This is a genomic window from Bacillus sp. NPDC077411 (assembly GCF_044543425.1).
GTDB classification, from domain to species: Bacteria; Bacillota; Bacilli; order Bacillales; family Bacillaceae_G; genus Bacillus_A; species Bacillus_A bruguierae.
In genome coordinates this window covers 120,187-136,809 of sequence record NZ_JBITWA010000011.1, presented here as the reverse complement: position 1 = coordinate 136,809, position 16,623 = coordinate 120,187, and the positions used below count along the sequence as shown (strand labels likewise).

General features: G+C 38.1%; 16 protein-coding genes and 1 pseudogene. 1 reads left to right on the top strand and 16 read right to left on the bottom strand.

The features are described from left to right. The 8 genes and pseudogenes from ACIGHG_RS15440 to ACIGHG_RS15405 all read right to left on the bottom strand — a co-directional run. Window positions 1-1,278: pseudogene (locus ACIGHG_RS15440) on the bottom strand (hypothetical protein); the annotation flags it as partial. Between the two features lie 215 nt (window positions 1,279-1,493). After that, window positions 1,494-2,324 (bottom strand): N-acetylmuramoyl-L-alanine amidase family protein, encoded by an 831-nt coding sequence (locus ACIGHG_RS15435; protein ID WP_336470929.1) that lies wholly within the window; start codon window positions 2,322-2,324, stop codon window positions 1,494-1,496. A gap of 9 nt (window positions 2,325-2,333) precedes the next feature. Then, window positions 2,334-2,693 carry a thiamine transporter gene (locus ACIGHG_RS15430; protein WP_336470928.1) on the bottom strand — a complete coding sequence of 120 codons (360 nt, stop codon included), beginning with the start codon at window positions 2,691-2,693 and terminating at the stop codon, window positions 2,334-2,336. A 480-nt stretch (window positions 2,694-3,173) separates the two neighbouring features. Next, window positions 3,174-3,788, bottom strand: a complete 615-nt coding sequence (ytpR, locus tag ACIGHG_RS15425; RefSeq protein ID WP_090918901.1) for a YtpR family tRNA-binding protein — start codon at window positions 3,786-3,788, stop codon at window positions 3,174-3,176. Next, window positions 3,785-4,597: a DUF1444 domain-containing protein gene (locus ACIGHG_RS15420; protein ID WP_336470927.1), complete on the bottom strand. Its 813-nt coding sequence runs from the start codon at window positions 4,595-4,597 to the stop codon at window positions 3,785-3,787. Before ACIGHG_RS15420 ends, ytpR begins: the two co-directional genes overlap by 4 nt. Before the next feature lie 221 nt (window positions 4,598-4,818). Further along, a complete protein-coding gene (locus ACIGHG_RS15415; protein ID WP_090918897.1) occupies window positions 4,819-5,133 on the bottom strand; it encodes a thioredoxin family protein in 315 nt (104 codons plus the stop codon). Window positions 5,134-5,389: 256 nt separating this feature from the next. Continuing rightward, a complete protein-coding gene (locus ACIGHG_RS15410; protein WP_336470926.1) occupies window positions 5,390-5,899 on the bottom strand; it encodes a DUF84 family protein in 510 nt (169 codons plus the stop codon). A 50-nt stretch (window positions 5,900-5,949) separates the two neighbouring features. After that, a complete protein-coding gene (locus tag ACIGHG_RS15405; protein ID WP_396549249.1) occupies window positions 5,950-7,023 on the bottom strand; it encodes a M42 family metallopeptidase in 1,074 nt (357 codons plus the stop codon). Between the two features lie 142 nt (window positions 7,024-7,165). Between ACIGHG_RS15405 and ACIGHG_RS15400 the strand changes: the two genes are divergently transcribed. Further along, complete coding sequence (locus ACIGHG_RS15400; protein WP_336470925.1) at window positions 7,166-7,477, top strand: PepSY domain-containing protein; 312 nt, start codon at window positions 7,166-7,168, stop codon at window positions 7,475-7,477. A 304-nt stretch (window positions 7,478-7,781) separates the two neighbouring features. Here the strand turns inward: ACIGHG_RS15400 and ACIGHG_RS15395 are convergent, their stop codons facing one another. The 8 genes from ACIGHG_RS15395 to ACIGHG_RS15360 form a co-directional block, all read right to left on the bottom strand. Then, a complete protein-coding gene (locus ACIGHG_RS15395; protein WP_336470924.1) occupies window positions 7,782-8,933 on the bottom strand; it encodes a thiolase family protein in 1,152 nt (383 codons plus the stop codon). Continuing rightward, complete coding sequence (locus ACIGHG_RS15390; RefSeq protein ID WP_336471398.1) at window positions 8,930-9,802, bottom strand: 3-hydroxyacyl-CoA dehydrogenase family protein; 873 nt, start codon at window positions 9,800-9,802, stop codon at window positions 8,930-8,932. Before ACIGHG_RS15390 ends, ACIGHG_RS15395 begins: the two co-directional genes overlap by 4 nt. Before the next feature lie 18 nt (window positions 9,803-9,820). Continuing rightward, on the bottom strand, window positions 9,821-10,966 hold the full coding sequence (locus tag ACIGHG_RS15385) for an acyl-CoA dehydrogenase family protein (protein WP_396549247.1): 1,146 nt from the start codon (window positions 10,964-10,966) through the stop codon (window positions 9,821-9,823). Next, window positions 10,963-12,525, bottom strand: a complete 1,563-nt coding sequence (locus ACIGHG_RS15380; RefSeq protein WP_336470922.1) for a fatty acid--CoA ligase — start codon at window positions 12,523-12,525, stop codon at window positions 10,963-10,965. Before ACIGHG_RS15380 ends, ACIGHG_RS15385 begins: the two co-directional genes overlap by 4 nt. Window positions 12,526-12,807: 282 nt before the next feature. Further along, window positions 12,808-13,686 (bottom strand): DMT family transporter, encoded by an 879-nt coding sequence (locus ACIGHG_RS15375; protein ID WP_396549244.1) that lies wholly within the window; start codon window positions 13,684-13,686, stop codon window positions 12,808-12,810. 61 nt (window positions 13,687-13,747) lie between these two features. After that, window positions 13,748-14,560 carry a TrmB family transcriptional regulator gene (locus tag ACIGHG_RS15370; protein WP_336470920.1) on the bottom strand — a complete coding sequence of 271 codons (813 nt, stop codon included), beginning with the start codon at window positions 14,558-14,560 and terminating at the stop codon, window positions 13,748-13,750. Window positions 14,561-14,680: 120 nt separating this feature from the next. After that, window positions 14,681-15,727 carry an ABC transporter permease subunit gene (locus ACIGHG_RS15365; protein WP_336470919.1) on the bottom strand — a complete coding sequence of 349 codons (1,047 nt, stop codon included), beginning with the start codon at window positions 15,725-15,727 and terminating at the stop codon, window positions 14,681-14,683. Continuing rightward, entirely contained in the window at window positions 15,717-16,577 is an 861-nt protein-coding gene (locus tag ACIGHG_RS15360; RefSeq protein WP_396549242.1) for an ABC transporter permease subunit, read from the bottom strand. Before ACIGHG_RS15360 ends, ACIGHG_RS15365 begins: the two co-directional genes overlap by 11 nt. Window positions 16,578-16,623 lie beyond the last annotated feature (46 nt).

Sequence of the window (16,623 nt, the reverse complement as noted above, 5' to 3'; positions counted from 1 at the left end):
TTCCATCTCCGCAGATTCCTCTGCTTCCACTGGCGCTTCTTCCATAACTGGTTCTTCTGTTATGAAAGATACTTCACTCATTACTTCTTCCAGTAATTCTTCTTCAGTTGACTTTTCTATCTCTGCTGATTCCTCTGCTTCCGCTGGCGCTTCTTCCATAACTGGTTCTTCTGTTATGAAAGATACTTCACTCATTACTTCTTCCAGTAATTCCTCTTCAGTTGGCTCTTCCATCTCCGCAGATTCCTCTGCTTCCACTGGCGCTTCTTCCATAACTGGTTCTTCTGTTATGAAAGATACTTCACTCATTACTTCTTCCAGTAATTTCTCTTCAGTTGGCTCTTCCATCTCCGCAGATTCCTCTGCTTCCACTGGCGCTTCTTCCATAACTGGTTCTTCTGTTATGAAAGATACTTCGCTCATTACTTCTTCAGTAACAGACTCTTCTATTCTCTCAATTTCTTCATTCATTTCAAAGCTTGTCTCTATAACAGTAGGTTTTTGTCCTTCACTTTCAAATATATGAATTTGCTGAGTAAAATCTTCATTTCGTACGATAACATCTTCAGACATATCCAGCTGTTCTTCTTCATGGTTATGTAACGTTGCTCCATTTTTCTCTAGCCACGTATCCACAATCGATTTGCTACTTTCTGTTTGCTCTGCATCCGCTTTGACAATGGTAGGTTCAGCTTGATTTTGTTCTGTTAATCCATCTTGTGATAAACCCGAACTTATATAGCCATTCTTCTCTAACCACGCATCAACAACTGATTTTCCCTCCATTGATATTTCAATATCTTCTTGCTGCTGTTGGTTACTTTCCTCATTTGCTTTTTGTCTTGGTTCTGGACGGTTATATCCAAAAATGGGCGAAACCATTTCTGATGGACGGAACGGTCTTCGATTACTTTCATCTCTAGAAGTAGATTTTACCTTCTCAATACTTGGTTCCATATATGTCATTTCTTGCACTTCTTCTACTCGTCTTGATCGGTGCTGTTCTCTGATCGGTCTTTCTTGTATAGCTGGCTTTTCTAGACGAAATGGTTCCTGCGTACTCTCGTCAAATCCATCATCAGGAATTAACGGAAAACGGAATTTACCACCCGAATATGACTTGGACGTTTGCAGCTCATCTTGTCGTTTATTAGAGTAGTAGTTTACACGAGGGATCTGAGAAGTAACTTTTTTCTCTGCAGGTGTTTCTATTGCTCTTAATGCTGGCGCTTCATTTTCTTCCTCTTTTTTAAAAAGCTTTTTCATCCAATCTAACATGCTTACCACTCTTTCTACTAAATAGTAACACCCTTTATTGTATCAGCATTCAGCAAAAAGTGCAGATGAAATTACTTTCATTTCATTTACAGAAAAATAAAAAACATTATTAAATAAAAACTGCTCCATATGAAAACTCCCGCCACTTATCTCCTCTGGATCTTGAAGTGGGGTTTTCTTGCCCATTTTCCTATAAGATGGAGCTAAGAAAAAATTTACCCTTTACTCACTCGATAACTCTCAACACTATCTGCCACACTTTGCAGCAAAGAACGTAAATAATTCACATCTGATAGTTTTCTATCTTCTTCCGGATTTGACATAAACCCTAGTTCTAACAAAACTCCTGGTACCTCAGCCCAGTTAAACCCAGACAAATCATCACGAAATTTAATTCCATTTACTTGTATATTGCTATTTTCCTTCACTTTATTCACAATGAACTCAGAAGCGGTTAAACTCTCTCGATAAATGTTTTTTGTAAAAGCATTCTCTCTTGACGGCGTTAACACTGCAAACCCCTTTTCTGCTGCACTTTCCGAACCATCTGCATGAATTCGTAAAAACAAATTCGCATGATGCTCATTAGCAATTGCTGCCCGTTCTTTATTACTTATATCCACATCGTGCGTCGTTCTTGTCATGACCACTTCAATGCCTTTTGCCTCTAACATCTCTTTTAATAGAACAGCAGCTTCTAGGTTTAGTTCGTACTCTCGTTTTTTCGTTACAACTCCTGTCGTTCCATCTGTTACTTTATACTTTTGTTTCGTTGCCCCTGGGCCAATTGGCTCTAATTCCAAATTCGCTTTTCGTTGATGACCTGGATCAATACATACAATGAACTTTGTTTTTTCCCTGGCAGGAGCAGGTGCTGGCTCTTCTTTCACTTGCTCAGCTTTCGTTTCATTGTTTTGTACAGGATTTTCAACATGAGGAGACTTCTTTTCCTCTTGCTTAGTTGATGTTTTAGCAGCTTCCTTCGTACATCCTATCATACAAAGTGCAGCTATCATCATTACAAAAACCTTTTTTATGTACTTCATATTATCTTCCTATCTATGAAAAGAATTTCTTATTTGCTCTATGATTTCCTCTACATGATTCGCAATACAAGCAGGATTCCAAGTACTCATCCCCCGCTCTGCAGTATACACATGTAAATTCTGTATATCTACAAAAACAGGATCACCAAGATCCGTATCATACCCAATCACAAACCAGCTTTCTTGCCAATTTCCTTCTCTTGCTCCTACTAATGAATTTCCTTTCTTATCATACCGGTAACCAATTTGCCCACCTTCAAATTCTTGTTTATGAAATAGGTAAATTTCTAACGCTTGCAATTCAATATCATGAATACGAGAAGTTTGAATGAGTTGAAACAGTTCGTAAACTTTTGGATGCTGCATCATACAGTATACCTCTTTTCATATTTTTCTAGATTTTACCTAATTTAATCTAGAAATACAATTATTTTCCTGAATAAAACAAAAACCCTTTTCTTTTTAGGATGAGCGAGAGCATCTGGACATGCATGGAAGTAACTTATCTGTTAAAAAATCCAAATGGATGTATATATTCCAAAAAAAGAGCCTATACATAAGAAAAAGTCCGTCTCCCGGACCTTTTCAATACATTTGCGTACAAGCTTTCTCCATATGTTTACGTTTAGGATTAAAGTCACTCTCCCATATTTGTGTATCGCGGTTGTAAAGCGTGTCGAACATTGTTAAAGAGTCTTTATATTGCGTCGAATCGCCGATATATTTTAAAGAATGGTCGATATATTGTGAGAATCGCCAATATATCGATGGATATACAAAAAGAAAAGCTAACCACAAAAGGTACTTACGTGCCTTTTGTAGTCAGCTCTATTTTTTACAATCATATATTTAAAACTTAAACTCTTGTCCAACTTCGTAGCTGTCTTCAAGTACAAGAATTCCTTTTTCTTGCGGAGCATCTGGAAGCTCTAATTCACGTGCTGAGCAAATCATGCCGGAAGATGGAATACCGCGAAGCTCTGCTGGTTTAATTAACATACCACTTGGCATTACTGCACCGATTTTCGCAACAACTACTTTTTGGCCTGCATCAACGTTTGGTGCACCGCATACGATTTGTAATGTTTCTGTACCAACTTCTACTTTACACACATTTAATTTATCCGCATTTGGATGCTTTTCTTTTTCTGCTACGTAACCAACAACAAATTTTGGAGAAAGATCCGCTTCTACTTTTTCTGTAAAATCGTTCTTCGCTAAAATTTCATTGATCTTTTCAACAAGCTCTTTCGTTAATGTAAGATTACCTGTTTCTGTTATTTCCATATAAGAAGAAGCATTAAAAATGTTAAATCCTGCTGTTACATTGCTTTCGCGATCGAAAACGCGTGCTACATCTCCAATACGTTCAAATGTGCGATTTTCTAATGTAATATCTTGCAGGGCAACAATTAGTGTATCCCCAATACCTTCAAGGTTATAAAAAACGTTCACTTTGTTCATCCTTTCTCTTTTTCACTTCGTTCCTTCCGATTTTTCGCCAAAATAAAGATTGGTTCGAAATTACCATCTTCATATACGAATGAAAGTGATGTAATCGGAACATGACCTTCTGCAAAAAACTTCATTGTCATTTGTGCAATAATATCATAACCGATTTTGTCCACGATATCAGCAACAATTAATACATCTTGGTGCGGAACCGCAACAACCATATCACCTGAAATTTGTTTACGCATCTCTCGTAATAATGAATCGTTTAAAATACGGCTTGCATCATACCCGTCATTTGTATTTAAGAAATAAAACGTATTTCCAGCGACCTCATCTCGTTTAAAATCAGTGCGTAAAGAGCGCACATTGAACAATGCCATTTCACGCACTTGTTCTTCTGTCATCCCGATTTGCTCCAGCAAACGCTGATCAATAAGGCGGTATGTTTTATCTGAATCTAATGCATAGTAAATACGTGTTTCTGCTGTATGTTCCGTCATGACAAACGGATTTCCTTTTTCTGCTTCTTTCGGAAAAGAAGTTGAACGGATAACAGGCAAAATTTTCGCCGTACTCGCTACTTCTTTATGCATCGCAACGAGGGCTTCTTCTACGTAATAGACAACTTCTTCAATTGCCTTCTCTTTCTTTACCTCCCACTTCGCTACAATACCTGGAAGAGAAACTGTAATTCCCTTTTTCGTATTTGTTTGCTCAATGCGAAGTGTTTCCTTTTCACTATCGTACTGAAAGCTCCACTCTGCCCTTGCAAGGCGCTTCATTAATTCGTCTTTCATCTTTTTACTCGTCATTTTCATATTGTTTACCTCCCTTCCGAAAAAAACAACCTCCACATATGAAGATAGAGGTTGTTTTTCGCATTCTAATTAACTGGAAACAGCTTACCCCGCATTAACGGACAGTAACCCCCACTCAAGATTCAAAGAAGATAGGCGGGGGATAACTTTCCGTAAAAGCCCGATTGGTTCAACTAACCATCAGTGGAGATGAAAAAATCCCCACTGATGGAAGTTTCACTTTATTTTAAACCTTCAATGAACTCTTCAATTTGCTCTTGTGTTTTACGATCTTTGTTTACGTAGCGGCCAATTTCTTCTCCCTTATTGTAAGCGACAAAGCTTGGAATACCAAATACGTCTAATTTGATGCATAAATCGATGTACTCATCGCGGTCTACATAATAGAAAGAGAACTCGCTATATTTTTCTTCCACTTCTGGCATAAATGGATCGATAAAGCGGCAATCTGGACACCAATCTGCTGAGAATAAAAAGATCACTTTCTCTTCGTTTTTCAATTCTTGAAATTGCTCCATACTTTCTAATGATTTCATTTATATTTCCTCCCTAAAAAGAAGTATGTATTTACTAATTTAATCTTCCTTTATGTAAGTCGCTGCCATGCACATTAAAACATGTCCTGTACTCGCTTGCTCCCTTTGTTTTAATCCTAGCATGTGGCAGAAAAAGGATCTGCCCGCTTCTACACATGGCCAGATGCTCTTGCCAACTTAACAAAGAAAGAGGGTTTTTATGTCGTTTTTTTAATTTGTATTTATATACTACCATACATGAGGTACGGTGCAAGGTTTATGCTTTGTTTCTGTCATACATATATTGTCCAACCAATAGCTTCACAACATGCACAAACAAGTCCGTCCGATCTACATAATTGTTTGTAAAAATACCGATTGCTCCTTCATTACTGCGGATGTCACGTTGCTTCGTATAGTCTTCCATCACTTCACTTAATTCTTTTCCTTCTTCAAGAGGCTGAATAAACTCATCTGGCAATTTCATACGTGCTCCGCCTGCGGTAAATAGCTTACCTTCTTTCGTTGCTAAAGCACCCCAGTTACACATAAACAAGCCATGGTCTGTATGCATTACGCCGCCTTCTAAACCAATTCCAATATCCGCTTTTCCTTCTGTTAATGCTAATTTTGCCCGGTTACTTGCACCTTGCAGCGTTTCTTCATCAGAAAATGGCTGTGCTGACACATGAGACGGGACAGACAATGAAACAATTTCTGCTTCTGTAAGTACTTGCTGAACCGCATTTACTTTCACTTTGTTTTTTGATCCAACTGCTACTTTCATGTTTTCACCTCAAAATTTAAAAAGAAAAGGCCGCATTCGGCCTTTCCATATTAAACATTTTCTTTAATTGTTTCAAATGTTGTTTTATCTGTTGCTTTTACTAATTGAATCAGCAATTCTTTCGCTGCTGCATAATCATCAATATGTAAAATCGAAGCATGTGTATGAATGTAACGAGCACATACACCAATCACAGCAGATGGTACACCAGAGTTACTTGTATGTATGCGTCCTGCATCTGTACCGCCTTGTGATACGAAGTATTGATACGGAATGTTATGTGTTTCCGCTGTATCTAAAATAAATTCACGAATGCCGCGGTGTGTTACCATAGAACGATCATACAAGCGAAGTACAGCACCTTTTCCAATTTGACCAAACTGTGTTTTATCTCCTGATGCATCGTTCGCTGGTCCTGCATCTAACGCGTAGAAAATATCAGGCTGAATCATATTCGCAGCTGTTTGTGCACCGCGAAGGCCAACTTCTTCTTGTACAGTTGCACCAGAATATAGTGTATTTGGCAATTTTTCATCTTTTAACTCTTTCAATAACTCAATCGCAAGGCCGCAGCCATAACGGTTATCCCAAGCTTTTGCCATAATTTTTTTTGGATTTGCCATCGGTGTAAACGGACAAATTGGCACAATTTGCTGACCAGGTTTCACACCAATTTCATGTGCTTCTTCACGGCTATCTGCACCAATATCAATTAACATGTTTTTTATATCCATTGGTCTGTTACGTTGTTCATCACTTAATAAGTGCGGAGGAACAGACCCTACTACCCCGATAATCGGACCGTTGTCTGTCATAATTTGTACACGCTGTGCTAGTAATACTTGGCTCCACCAGCCACCTAATGTTTGAAAACGAACCATTCCGTTTTTTGTAATTTGCGTTACCATAAAGCCAACTTCATCCATATGACCAGCTACAAGAACACGCGGGCCATTTTCGTCACCCTTCTTTAAACCGAAGATACTCCCTAAACGATCTTGTACAATTTCATCTGAATATTTGCTCAGTTCTTGCTTCATAAAGCGACGCACATCATGCTCAAATCCTGAAGCACCTTGCAGCTCTGTTAACGTACGAAATAGTTCCATTGTCTCTTTATTCATCGCGGTATCCTTCCTTCAATCCAGTAATAGAATCACTCTTTTCATTGTAACGAAATTTTCGAAATCTTTCTAGTTTCTTCTTTTTTTATGTAATTTGATTTATACTTATAAGGAGAAACTTTAATAAGGTAGAGGTGAATGTATGAACTGGAAAAGCTTATTAGCGGGTGTTGGTTTAGGATTTGCAGCTGGGTATGTTGTTGCAAACAAAGTACAAGAACAGTCCCACATTTCTTCTGAAAAAGCATTAAGAATGGTGAAACAAGCATTAAGTCATAAGGGTGAAATTACAGGTTCTTGGGTACATATGGTTCCCGAGACGTTTGAAAAATATGATGTTACTTACGATGTATACCGCGGCGGTATTACAACATTATTACACGATGTACAAGAACGATTTGAATTTTTAGTAGATGCAAAAACAGGTACAATCTTAGAAGTAAAAGTTGCTTAATATATAAATCCAAATTAAAAAACCGGCATAAAACCTTTCTTTTTAGATGGGCGAGAGCATCTGGCCATACATAGAAGCGGTCAGGGCCTTTTTCTGCCACATGCGAAGTTCAAACAAAAGGAGAAAGCAAGTAGCAGACTCCTTTTGTTTCTACATAACAGCAATCTATCTGTCAAAAAATCAAAATGGATTTATATAGAAAGGGTGCAGATTTATTTCTGCACCCTTTTACTTATAACATCAATGTATCAACGGAAAGTCTTTATATATTGGCAAGTTTACAATATACGACATGAATCTACGGTTATATTCTTTCAATAATTGTAGCCGTTGACATCCCATGTCCGATACAAATCGTAAGTAAGCCGTATTTTCCGTTTCTTCTTTCTAATTCATGAAGCAGGGATGTCATCAATTTCACGCCTGTTGCTCCAAGCGGATGTCCTAATGCGATGGCACCGCCGTTCACATTTACTTTATGTAAATCTGCTTCCAGTTCTTTTTGCCATGCAAGAACAACAGAAGCAAATGCTTCGTTAATTTCTACTACGTCCATATCATGAATTGTTAAGTTTGATTTTTGCAGTACTTTTTTTGTCGCTGGAATGACGCCGTCCAGCATCATTGTCGGATCTGAACCAACAACAACTTGATTCACAATCCGCGCCCGCGCTTTCAGCCCTAATTCTTTCGCTTTTTCGCTATCCATTAACAAAATAGCCGCTGCTCCGTCACTAATTTGACTCGCATTCCCTGCTGTAATCGATCCGTCCTCTTTAAATACAGTTTTTAAATTGGCTAATGCTTCAAGAGAAGTGTCTGCTCTTGGTCCTTCATCATTTATAACAAGTATTGCATTGCCTTCTTTATCTATCCCATTTACTGGGACAATTTCCCGCTTAAAGTATCCCGCTTCTATTGCCTGTAGTGCGCGCTGATGGCTTTCATAGGCATAGTTATCTAGCTGCTCTCTTGTAATTCCATATTTTTCAGCAATCATTTCTGCTGATACACCTTGATGTACAAATTCATATTTTGCATGAAGACTACTCGGAATTGTATTCGCATTGCCATCACTTAAAATTGGTACTTTTGTCATATGCTCAACACCAGCAGCAATGGTAATATCCATATCACCAGATTTAATTTCTTGCGCCGCAAAATGGATCGCTTGTTGCCCCGAACCGCAAAGACGGTTAATTGTTACGGCAGGAACTGTAATTGGAAAATTTGCCTCTAAAGCAGAAAGTCTACCAATATTAAAACCTTGCTCAGCAATTGGTGTCACACAGCCCATGACAATATCTTCTACCATTTCTTTTTCTATATTTGCACGCTTTGTCACTTCATTCAGTGCAACTGCTGCAAGTTGCACTGGATGGAGTTCACGAAACGCACCGTTTCTTTTTCCAACTGGCGTACGTACCGCTTCAACAATTACAACTTCTCGGTTCATATTCTCTCTCCTACTTTCCCTTTTTCATAATGATAGAACCCTTTTCCTGTTTTCCTTCCAAGATGTCCTGCTTCTACAAGTTTTACAAGTGTTTGCGGAGCACGGAATCTATCACCAAACGCTTCACTTAAGCCTTGACTTGCAAATAGCATCGTATCTAACCCAACATAATCCGCTAACTCAAATGGCCCCATCGGATAGTTCAAGCCAAGTTTAATCGCCTTATCAATTTCCTCTTTACTTCCTATCCCTTCTTCATACATACGCATACACTCTAACAAATGCACCGCAACCGCCCTCGAGGTAACAAACCCTTGCATGTCTTTCACAACAACGGTTTCTTTTCCAATCTCTTCTGCTAAATCTTTCACTATTTGTATTGTATGTTCCGCTGTATCAACTCCTCTCACAATTTCAATCAGTTTCATAACAGGTGCTGGATTAAACCAATGCATCCCTAACACTTTCTCTGAGCGATTTGTCGCACTTGCAATCGCCGTTACACTTAATTCAGATGTATTTGTCGCAAGAATAGTCGACTCGGAAGCATAGCTATCTAGCTGTTTAAAAATCTCTTTTTTCAACTGCAAATTTTCAGGAGCAGCTTCAATAATAAGCTCTACATCTTTACATACTTCTTCTAGCGTTATAGTAGACATGATATTCGCAAGCACTTGCTCTTTCTCTTCTTCGCTCATCCGCCCAGCCTTCACAAAACGTTCTAGGCTTGTTGTAATCCCTTTATATGCTTTTTGTATACTTTCTTCTGAGACATCATACATTTTTACGCACTTTCCGCCCATCGCTAATGCCTGAACAATACCACTTCCCATAATCCCAGCACCGATCACCGCAATATTTTGAATCATCATTTTCCTCCCCTTTCATTACAAACCCATACTTTTCGCAATAATATTTTTCATAACTTCATTTGTCCCCGCATAAATAGCGCTTACTGGAATGTCTCGGTATCTTCTTGCAATCTCGTATTCTTCCATATACCCATACCCGCCGTGCAGCTGCATACACTCTGCCGCCACCTTCTTTGCAATAGCTGTTATCCACCACTTTGCCATCGACACTTTCGTCACAATATTTTCGCCTTGCATATGCGCTGTAATACATTCATTCACAAATGTGCGGCCAATTTCAATTTCTGTATACATTTCGGCAAGTCTAAATTGGACAGTTTGAAAATCACTTATACTCTTCCCAAATGCTTTTCGTTCTTTTACATAGTCCTTTGTTAAACACAGCATCACTTCCGCTGCTGTTATTGCCGCAATTGCAACAATGAGGCGTTCTTGCTGTAATTTATCCATTAAATAGTAGAAACCTTTTCCTTCTTCTCCTAGCAAATTCGAAACAGGAACTTTCACATCTTCAAAAATAAGTTCGGCTGTATCTTGGCTATGCAATCCAACTTTTTCGAGTTTTTTGCCTCTCTTGAACCCTTCCATTCCTCTTTCTAAAACGAGTAAACTAATCCCTTTATGCGCCGGTTTTACAGTTGTATCTGTCTTACAAACAACAACGACTAAATCCGCATGAATACCGTTTGTAATAAATATTTTTTCACCATTCACTACATAATGATCGCCTTCTTTGCGTGCCGCCATACGAATACTAGCTAAATCAGAACCTGCTCCCGGTTCTGTCATCGCAATGGCGGTAATATATTCACCGCTCACACACTTTGGAAGCCAGCGCCTCTTTTGTTCTTCTGTTCCATATGCCGTCAAATACGGAACGACAATATCATTATGTAAACCGATTCCTACTAAACTTGAACCAACCTTTTCTAGCTCTTCATTAATTACTACAGAGTATCCGAAATCAGCTTCAGCTCCGCCGTACCTCTCTTCTACCATTGGACAAAGAAACCCGTTTTCCCCCATCTTTCTCCAGAGAGACCGCGGAATGATACCGTCTTTCTCCCATTGGTTATAGTGCGGATACGCTTCCTTTTCTAAAAATTTACGGAAAGCCTCACGGAAAATGTGATGCTCCTCCTCTAAATAGGCATGCTTCATCGTATTTTTTTCACCTCTGTCCCTTGATTACGTAAAATAAACTTTTGAATTTTCCCGCTCGCATTTCTCGGCAGCTGCTCGGTAAATACATACCTACGTGGGCGTTTATAATCAGCGAGTTTATCGCTTTGTTTACAATATTCATCGAGCATTTCTTCTGTAAGCGACCCGTCTTTTGAAACAACGTACGCAACGACGCGCTGCCCCCACAGGTCATCCTTCTCCCCCAATACCGCAACATCTAACACACCTTCATACGTGTACAAAAAGTCCTCTACCTCGCGTGGGTATATATTCTCTCCGCCGCTTACGACCATATCATCAACGCGATCGGCTACATATAAATATCCATCTTTATCTACATAGCCTAAATCTCCTGAATGATACCATCCTTTATATAAAGCCTTTTCCGTCGCTTCTTGCTTGTTGTGATACCCCGCCATCACACATGGGCCTCTCATAATAATTTCTCCAATTTCATATGGAGGTAACACATCATCCGGCTCAGACGGTCCATCATCGCTCGGACGAACAATGCGAATTTCATGATTATACCCAGCCTTTCCTGCTGAACCAACTTTCGAAAGCTGCTCATGCTCCCTTAAAAATGCAACGGCTGGTCCCATCTCCGTCATTCCGTAAGCTTGTACGAGCGAAACCTTCAGCTTTTCATCGCAAGCTTTGACAAGTGCAGGTGCCATCGAAGCAGCTCCGTATAGACCGTATTGAAGCGATGATAAATCATACTGCGCTAAATCTTCCTGCAGCAGCATATTCCACATCGTCGGTGCCGCAAACATAACCGTCACCTTTTCATTTTGAATTGTCTCCAAGACAAGCTTTGCATCAAAATGATGAAGAATGATATTTGTCGCACCGCTATGTACCCTCGGAATAAAACAACAATGAAGCTCGGCACAATGAAACATCGGCGCTGTCACAAGGCCGCGGCTATTTTCCGTGTAATGTAAATAAGCAACGCCCATTAAGCTTTGATCAAGAATTTCCCGGTGGCGATGGAGCACACCTTTTGGATGCCCTGTCGTTCCGCTTGTATACATAATGGAACAAATGTCATCCTCTTTTACTTCTATTTTTTCGAAATGCGGCGTAGCATTTGCTATTTTTTCTTCATAAGAAATAGCAAATGATGGCTGATCTTGATTGATGTACCAGAACTGAATGTGAGGAAATTGTGTATGAATGCTTTGTACTTGGGAGGATAGTTGCTGTTCAAAAAGTACGATTTTAGGAGAAGCATCTTCTAATATATAGGTAAGTTCTTGTGGTTTTAATCGAAAGTTGATGGGATTAAATATAGCTCCTATTTTTGCACAAGCAAAATACGTTGTCGCCAGCGCGCTGCCATTAAAAAGAAATGTCGAAACGCAGTCGCCTTTTCGGATTCCGCTTTGTTGAAACGCATGAGCGAGTTTATTTACCTGTTCATTCCACTCTGCATACGTCCAGCAAATCTGTTTTTCAGGCTCAACAATCGCTTCCTTATTCGGGTAATTTCCAGTCGTTAATTCCAGTAGTTTCCCAATAGTCATATACACGACATCTTCCCCCCTATTCATTAAAACGCTTTCATTTTTTAAGCTATCTTCCTTTAAAAACAAGATAACTTGGGGATTATTATAACAATTTTCAGAACACTTTACAGGTGAATCTTTCGACAAATAAAGACAACTACAATTCGCTTTGATAGTTAAAAACAGATAAACAAATAGCATTTGACTTGTTCATCAAATGCTTCGTTAAGAAAGAGTTTTAACTCGTATTTATATATAAACAATCCTTGATAAACAAACTCTGAACAGATTTTACACATATAAAATTTAAGCTTTCGCTAATTGTCGTTCTTTTTTCGGAGAATAACTCATCCCCGCAAACACTAGAAAAATACCAAGAAGCTGATACAGATCAGGACGGTAATGTAAAATCGTAACATCCAGTAAGATTGCGACTATCGGATCAACAAAGACTAAAATAGCAATTGTTTGAGCCTTTAATTCTCGTAAACTACTAAAGAACAAATAAAACACAAATCCTGTATGAATAAATCCTGTAACAAGGATATAAAACCAATTTTCAGCGGTAAGATGCATAAATTTTGACCAATCCACAAATGGAATCAATAAGATTACACCGAGACTCGTTTGAATAACCGTCGTTAACAACGGGCTAAGTGTTTGAATTCCCTTTCCTGTGATGGAAGTAAGTGCGTAGAATAATGCTGCAGCAAACGCCCACAGTACACCTGTAGATAAAAATTCTGAAACGCTTGTATGTTGATGAATCCCTCCAACTAACAATGTGCCTATAAAGCAAATAAAGAAAAAGAACAATCCTGTTCCTGTTATTTTTTCTTTAAAGATAACAGAACCGAAAAGAAGTACAATAACAGGTGCTAAATGATAAATCGATATCGCTACAGTAATGGGCATGACTTCAATGGAGCGAAAAAAAAAGACCCAGTTTATAATAAGGAATAGACCACATAGTAAAGCAAGTACATACTCCCGGCGTGGAATAAAGTTTTCATGCTGCTGTTTTGTTGTGAATGTGCGAAAAAACCATATCCCCCCTAATAGAATACTTGCACAGAGGCAACGCACAAAAACCAATTCAATTGATGGGAGACCCGTCTTTATTGAAAATAAACCGATTGAACCAAATATAGCCATGGAAATGGCAAATTTTAATTTTGCATACATATAACTCCCCCTAAAGTAGTCATAGTTATAACGACTATTGTTTTGTGCTAAAAAAACAGCTTTATACGAAGCTGTTTTTTCCTGTCATGACATGAATTAAATCTTCTCTTGTCTTCCATAGACTATCAAGCTTTTCAGGACCGAACGCAGTTGTAATTTCTTCTACCATAATGTCGTGCCGAATGTATTCGGTAGCAATTAGAACGAGCGCAGGATCGGTTGACTTCACAGCCCATTCTGAACCTCTGTCACTAAACTTAGCAATTAAAGCTTCTTCTTCATCTCGAACGAGAATCGTCAAATACCCACCCATCCGTTTACTAACAATGTCCGGTGCCATATAGTTGTGATGATACGTGTGCCCTAGCGTCTTATCTTCTGCTCCAAATAAAACTGTAAAAATTGGGATTGATCCTTCTTTCTCTCGAACAGCTTTTTCAATGTCTTTCACAATAGGAGACCAAATCGATAACCAAAGTTCTTTGTTTGCATCTCGAATCATCGAAAGCATTTCTTGAACAATATGTTCATACTGAACAATTCTCGTTACAACATCTATCTTTTGATCACTTTCTAACGTCGTAAGAGATGATTCTAACATTTCTAATGACGCATCCATCTCTTCTTTCAGACGAGCAAGCAACAGCTTCGGTTCAACAGGCTTATAAACAATCGGATCAGAAGGAACCGTTTGAATCGCTCCTTTATCAAGCAATTTTCCTAATACCTCATAAATCATAGAGCGCGGAACACCAGAACGCTTACTTAATTCATAACCAGTGATGGCGGGTGATTTTAATAAACCTATGTAAGCCTTACACTCATACTTTGAAAATCCATGTTTTTGCAATTCGGTAATTGCTTTCTCTTCCATAAATCCCCCTTGATAGTAGTTATTGTATTAACTACTATAAAACATTTACGCCGAAATGTCTATATTTTCAGACATTTATTCAAAACATGAAAAAGTATCAGTCAACATAGACCGATACTTTTACTCATATGAACGATCTTTTCCTTTGTACAGTGGCTTCATATTCGCAAATCGAAAGTTTTCTGCAGACATCACTGTTTTCTTTTCCTCCACTGATGAATCTTGGTTTTTCTGTGGAATAGGCATAAACCTTGTATTGTACTGCTCTTTTATTCCTTGAATCATAAAATTTAAAACAAAAATCGATATTGTAAAAGCTACTAACGGTGCCAATATAATCCACGGCGCTGTTAACAATTCATTTTTGTTCAATCCTATTAATCCCGACCACTCATTTGTAAGGGAAAATGCAGTAGAGGGACCTCCGAAAGGATCCTGCACCATTTTTCTTCCACCAATTAATACTTTAAAAAAGGCCATATGTATGAGCAGCGTAAATAATTGAACTGCTTGTTGAAGAAAAAGAATGACGAGAATTTCTTTCAAAGAGAGCCAAATATGTTTTCGAAACACATAAAATTTTCGAGCACCGAGCACAATGGAACTTGTTATATAGTCTTTTTTCATAAAAAGGTTAATCTCTTGGCTAATGTAAAGAATGAGATTTGGCAATGTAAGAATACAAAGAATTAGAAATTGCTTAATAACAATAGATTCCTGAAAACCTGTATGCTCGCTTTGGACCATTAGCGGCATCATGAACAAATAAACTAAAACAACTGTCGGAACATAGAAATACACCTTACATACTTTTTCAATGAACTTTTGTACTAAAGGTGGTGTATATGCTAGGAGACTTCCTAATAATGTCCCAAGTACAAGCTGAATCAAACAAATTCCAAATACAAATAAAATCGTAAATTTTGCGCCAATAATAAGTTTAAAGAATAGGTTATATCCACTTCGATCTGATCCAAAAGGCGGCATCAATAAAGGGTTAAACGGTGCACCATGCGAAACGTTACCGTCAGTATCTTTTATTAATACTTGCGTCTGAGAATACAGATCTTTTCCATACCATGTGAATAAAAAACTAGCTAACACAATTCCGCTGAAAAAAGAAAGGCCGATCCAAAAACGTTTCGAACGGAACATGCTATTTTTCATTTGCAAGTCCTCCTGTCATACGTTTTATTTGAAATTGAGCAAGAGTGAACATGGTGTAAAATGGAATGAATAACAAAAAAATCCACCACGCAAACGTGACAGGCTGTAATGCTAATGGTTTTAAAATGAAAGACATATATCCATTTATATTGAAAGCAGCTTCTACAAGTAGCAGACTTGAAATCATGAATAGAAAAGTAGATTGTAAATGGTTGAATAGATGATAGATTACATTACGAAATAAATGAACAAATAAAATATATTTTCTGCTTAGGCCCTTTGCCCTTGCAAATTCTACATAAGGTTTATGTTGTTCTTCTACTAAAAATAAAACCATAATCCGGAAAAAGTGAAGAGCAGGTACAAGGCTCATCGTCACAATTGGTAAGAAATAAGCTTGTTTACTACCGAATGCGTAAATATTTACGAAATTAACTCCTGTTTGTTTATATAGCCAAACAAACAATAGTTGCAGCATAAAGATTAATAACAAATCAGGAATTGATTCAATTAACACTAAACATCGTTCAATTGCTTTTTTCACTTTCAAAGAAGAAAGTACGTATCCAAAAGAAAAACCGGTAGCCATCACAACTGTTAAAACAGTAGATGCTAGTAAAATAATACCGGAATACATATACGGCTCCCAAATTACGTCCCAAAACGGAACTTGGCGTATAACCATAGGGTTGTTATGAATAGCAGGCCCTGCTATAAACAGTCTTTGTAAAAAGGTAGTAAAACTAAGGGACGTATTCCCCCAAAAAACAGATGGTACATAACTAATAGCTATAATAACAAGGATACAAATGCAGAATTCTATACATTTCTCGATAAAAAACCCCTTCATTTTGAATCTCCTCGCATCATGATTTACAATATTAAATACGCTAACT

Excerpts from the sequence above, each read along its gene's own strand:
- ACIGHG_RS15410 (WP_336470926.1), bottom strand. The coding sequence starts at position 5,899 with ATGAAAGTAGCAGTTGGATCAAAAAACAAAGTGAAAGTAAATGCGGTT.
- ACIGHG_RS15385 (WP_396549247.1), bottom strand. The coding sequence starts at position 10,966 with ATGAAGCATGCCTATTTAGAGGAGGAGCATCACATTTTCCGTGAGGCT.
- ACIGHG_RS15430 (WP_336470928.1), bottom strand. The coding sequence starts at position 2,693 with ATGATGCAGCATCCAAAAGTTTACGAACTGTTTCAACTCATTCAAACT.
- ACIGHG_RS15395 (WP_336470924.1), bottom strand. The coding sequence starts at position 8,933 with ATGAACCGAGAAGTTGTAATTGTTGAAGCGGTACGTACGCCAGTTGGA.
- ACIGHG_RS15375 (WP_396549244.1), bottom strand. The coding sequence starts at position 13,686 with ATGTATGCAAAATTAAAATTTGCCATTTCCATGGCTATATTTGGTTCA.
- ACIGHG_RS15420 (WP_336470927.1), bottom strand. The coding sequence starts at position 4,597 with ATGAAAATGACGAGTAAAAAGATGAAAGACGAATTAATGAAGCGCCTT.
- ACIGHG_RS15390 (WP_336471398.1), bottom strand. The coding sequence starts at position 9,802 with ATGATTCAAAATATTGCGGTGATCGGTGCTGGGATTATGGGAAGTGGT.
- ACIGHG_RS15415 (WP_090918897.1), bottom strand. The coding sequence starts at position 5,133 with ATGAAATCATTAGAAAGTATGGAGCAATTTCAAGAATTGAAAAACGAA.
- ytpR (WP_090918901.1), bottom strand. The coding sequence starts at position 3,788 with ATGAACAAAGTGAACGTTTTTTATAACCTTGAAGGTATTGGGGATACA.
- ACIGHG_RS15360 (WP_396549242.1), bottom strand. The coding sequence starts at position 16,577 with ATGAAGGGGTTTTTTATCGAGAAATGTATAGAATTCTGCATTTGTATC.
- ACIGHG_RS15435 (WP_336470929.1), bottom strand. The coding sequence starts at position 2,324 with ATGAAGTACATAAAAAAGGTTTTTGTAATGATGATAGCTGCACTTTGT.
- ACIGHG_RS15365 (WP_336470919.1), bottom strand. The coding sequence starts at position 15,727 with ATGAAAAATAGCATGTTCCGTTCGAAACGTTTTTGGATCGGCCTTTCT.
- ACIGHG_RS15405 (WP_396549249.1), bottom strand. The coding sequence starts at position 7,023 with ATGAATAAAGAGACAATGGAACTATTTCGTACGTTAACAGAGCTGCAA.
- ACIGHG_RS15400 (WP_336470925.1), top strand. The coding sequence starts at position 7,166 with ATGAACTGGAAAAGCTTATTAGCGGGTGTTGGTTTAGGATTTGCAGCT.
- ACIGHG_RS15370 (WP_336470920.1), bottom strand. The coding sequence starts at position 14,560 with ATGGAAGAGAAAGCAATTACCGAATTGCAAAAACATGGATTTTCAAAG.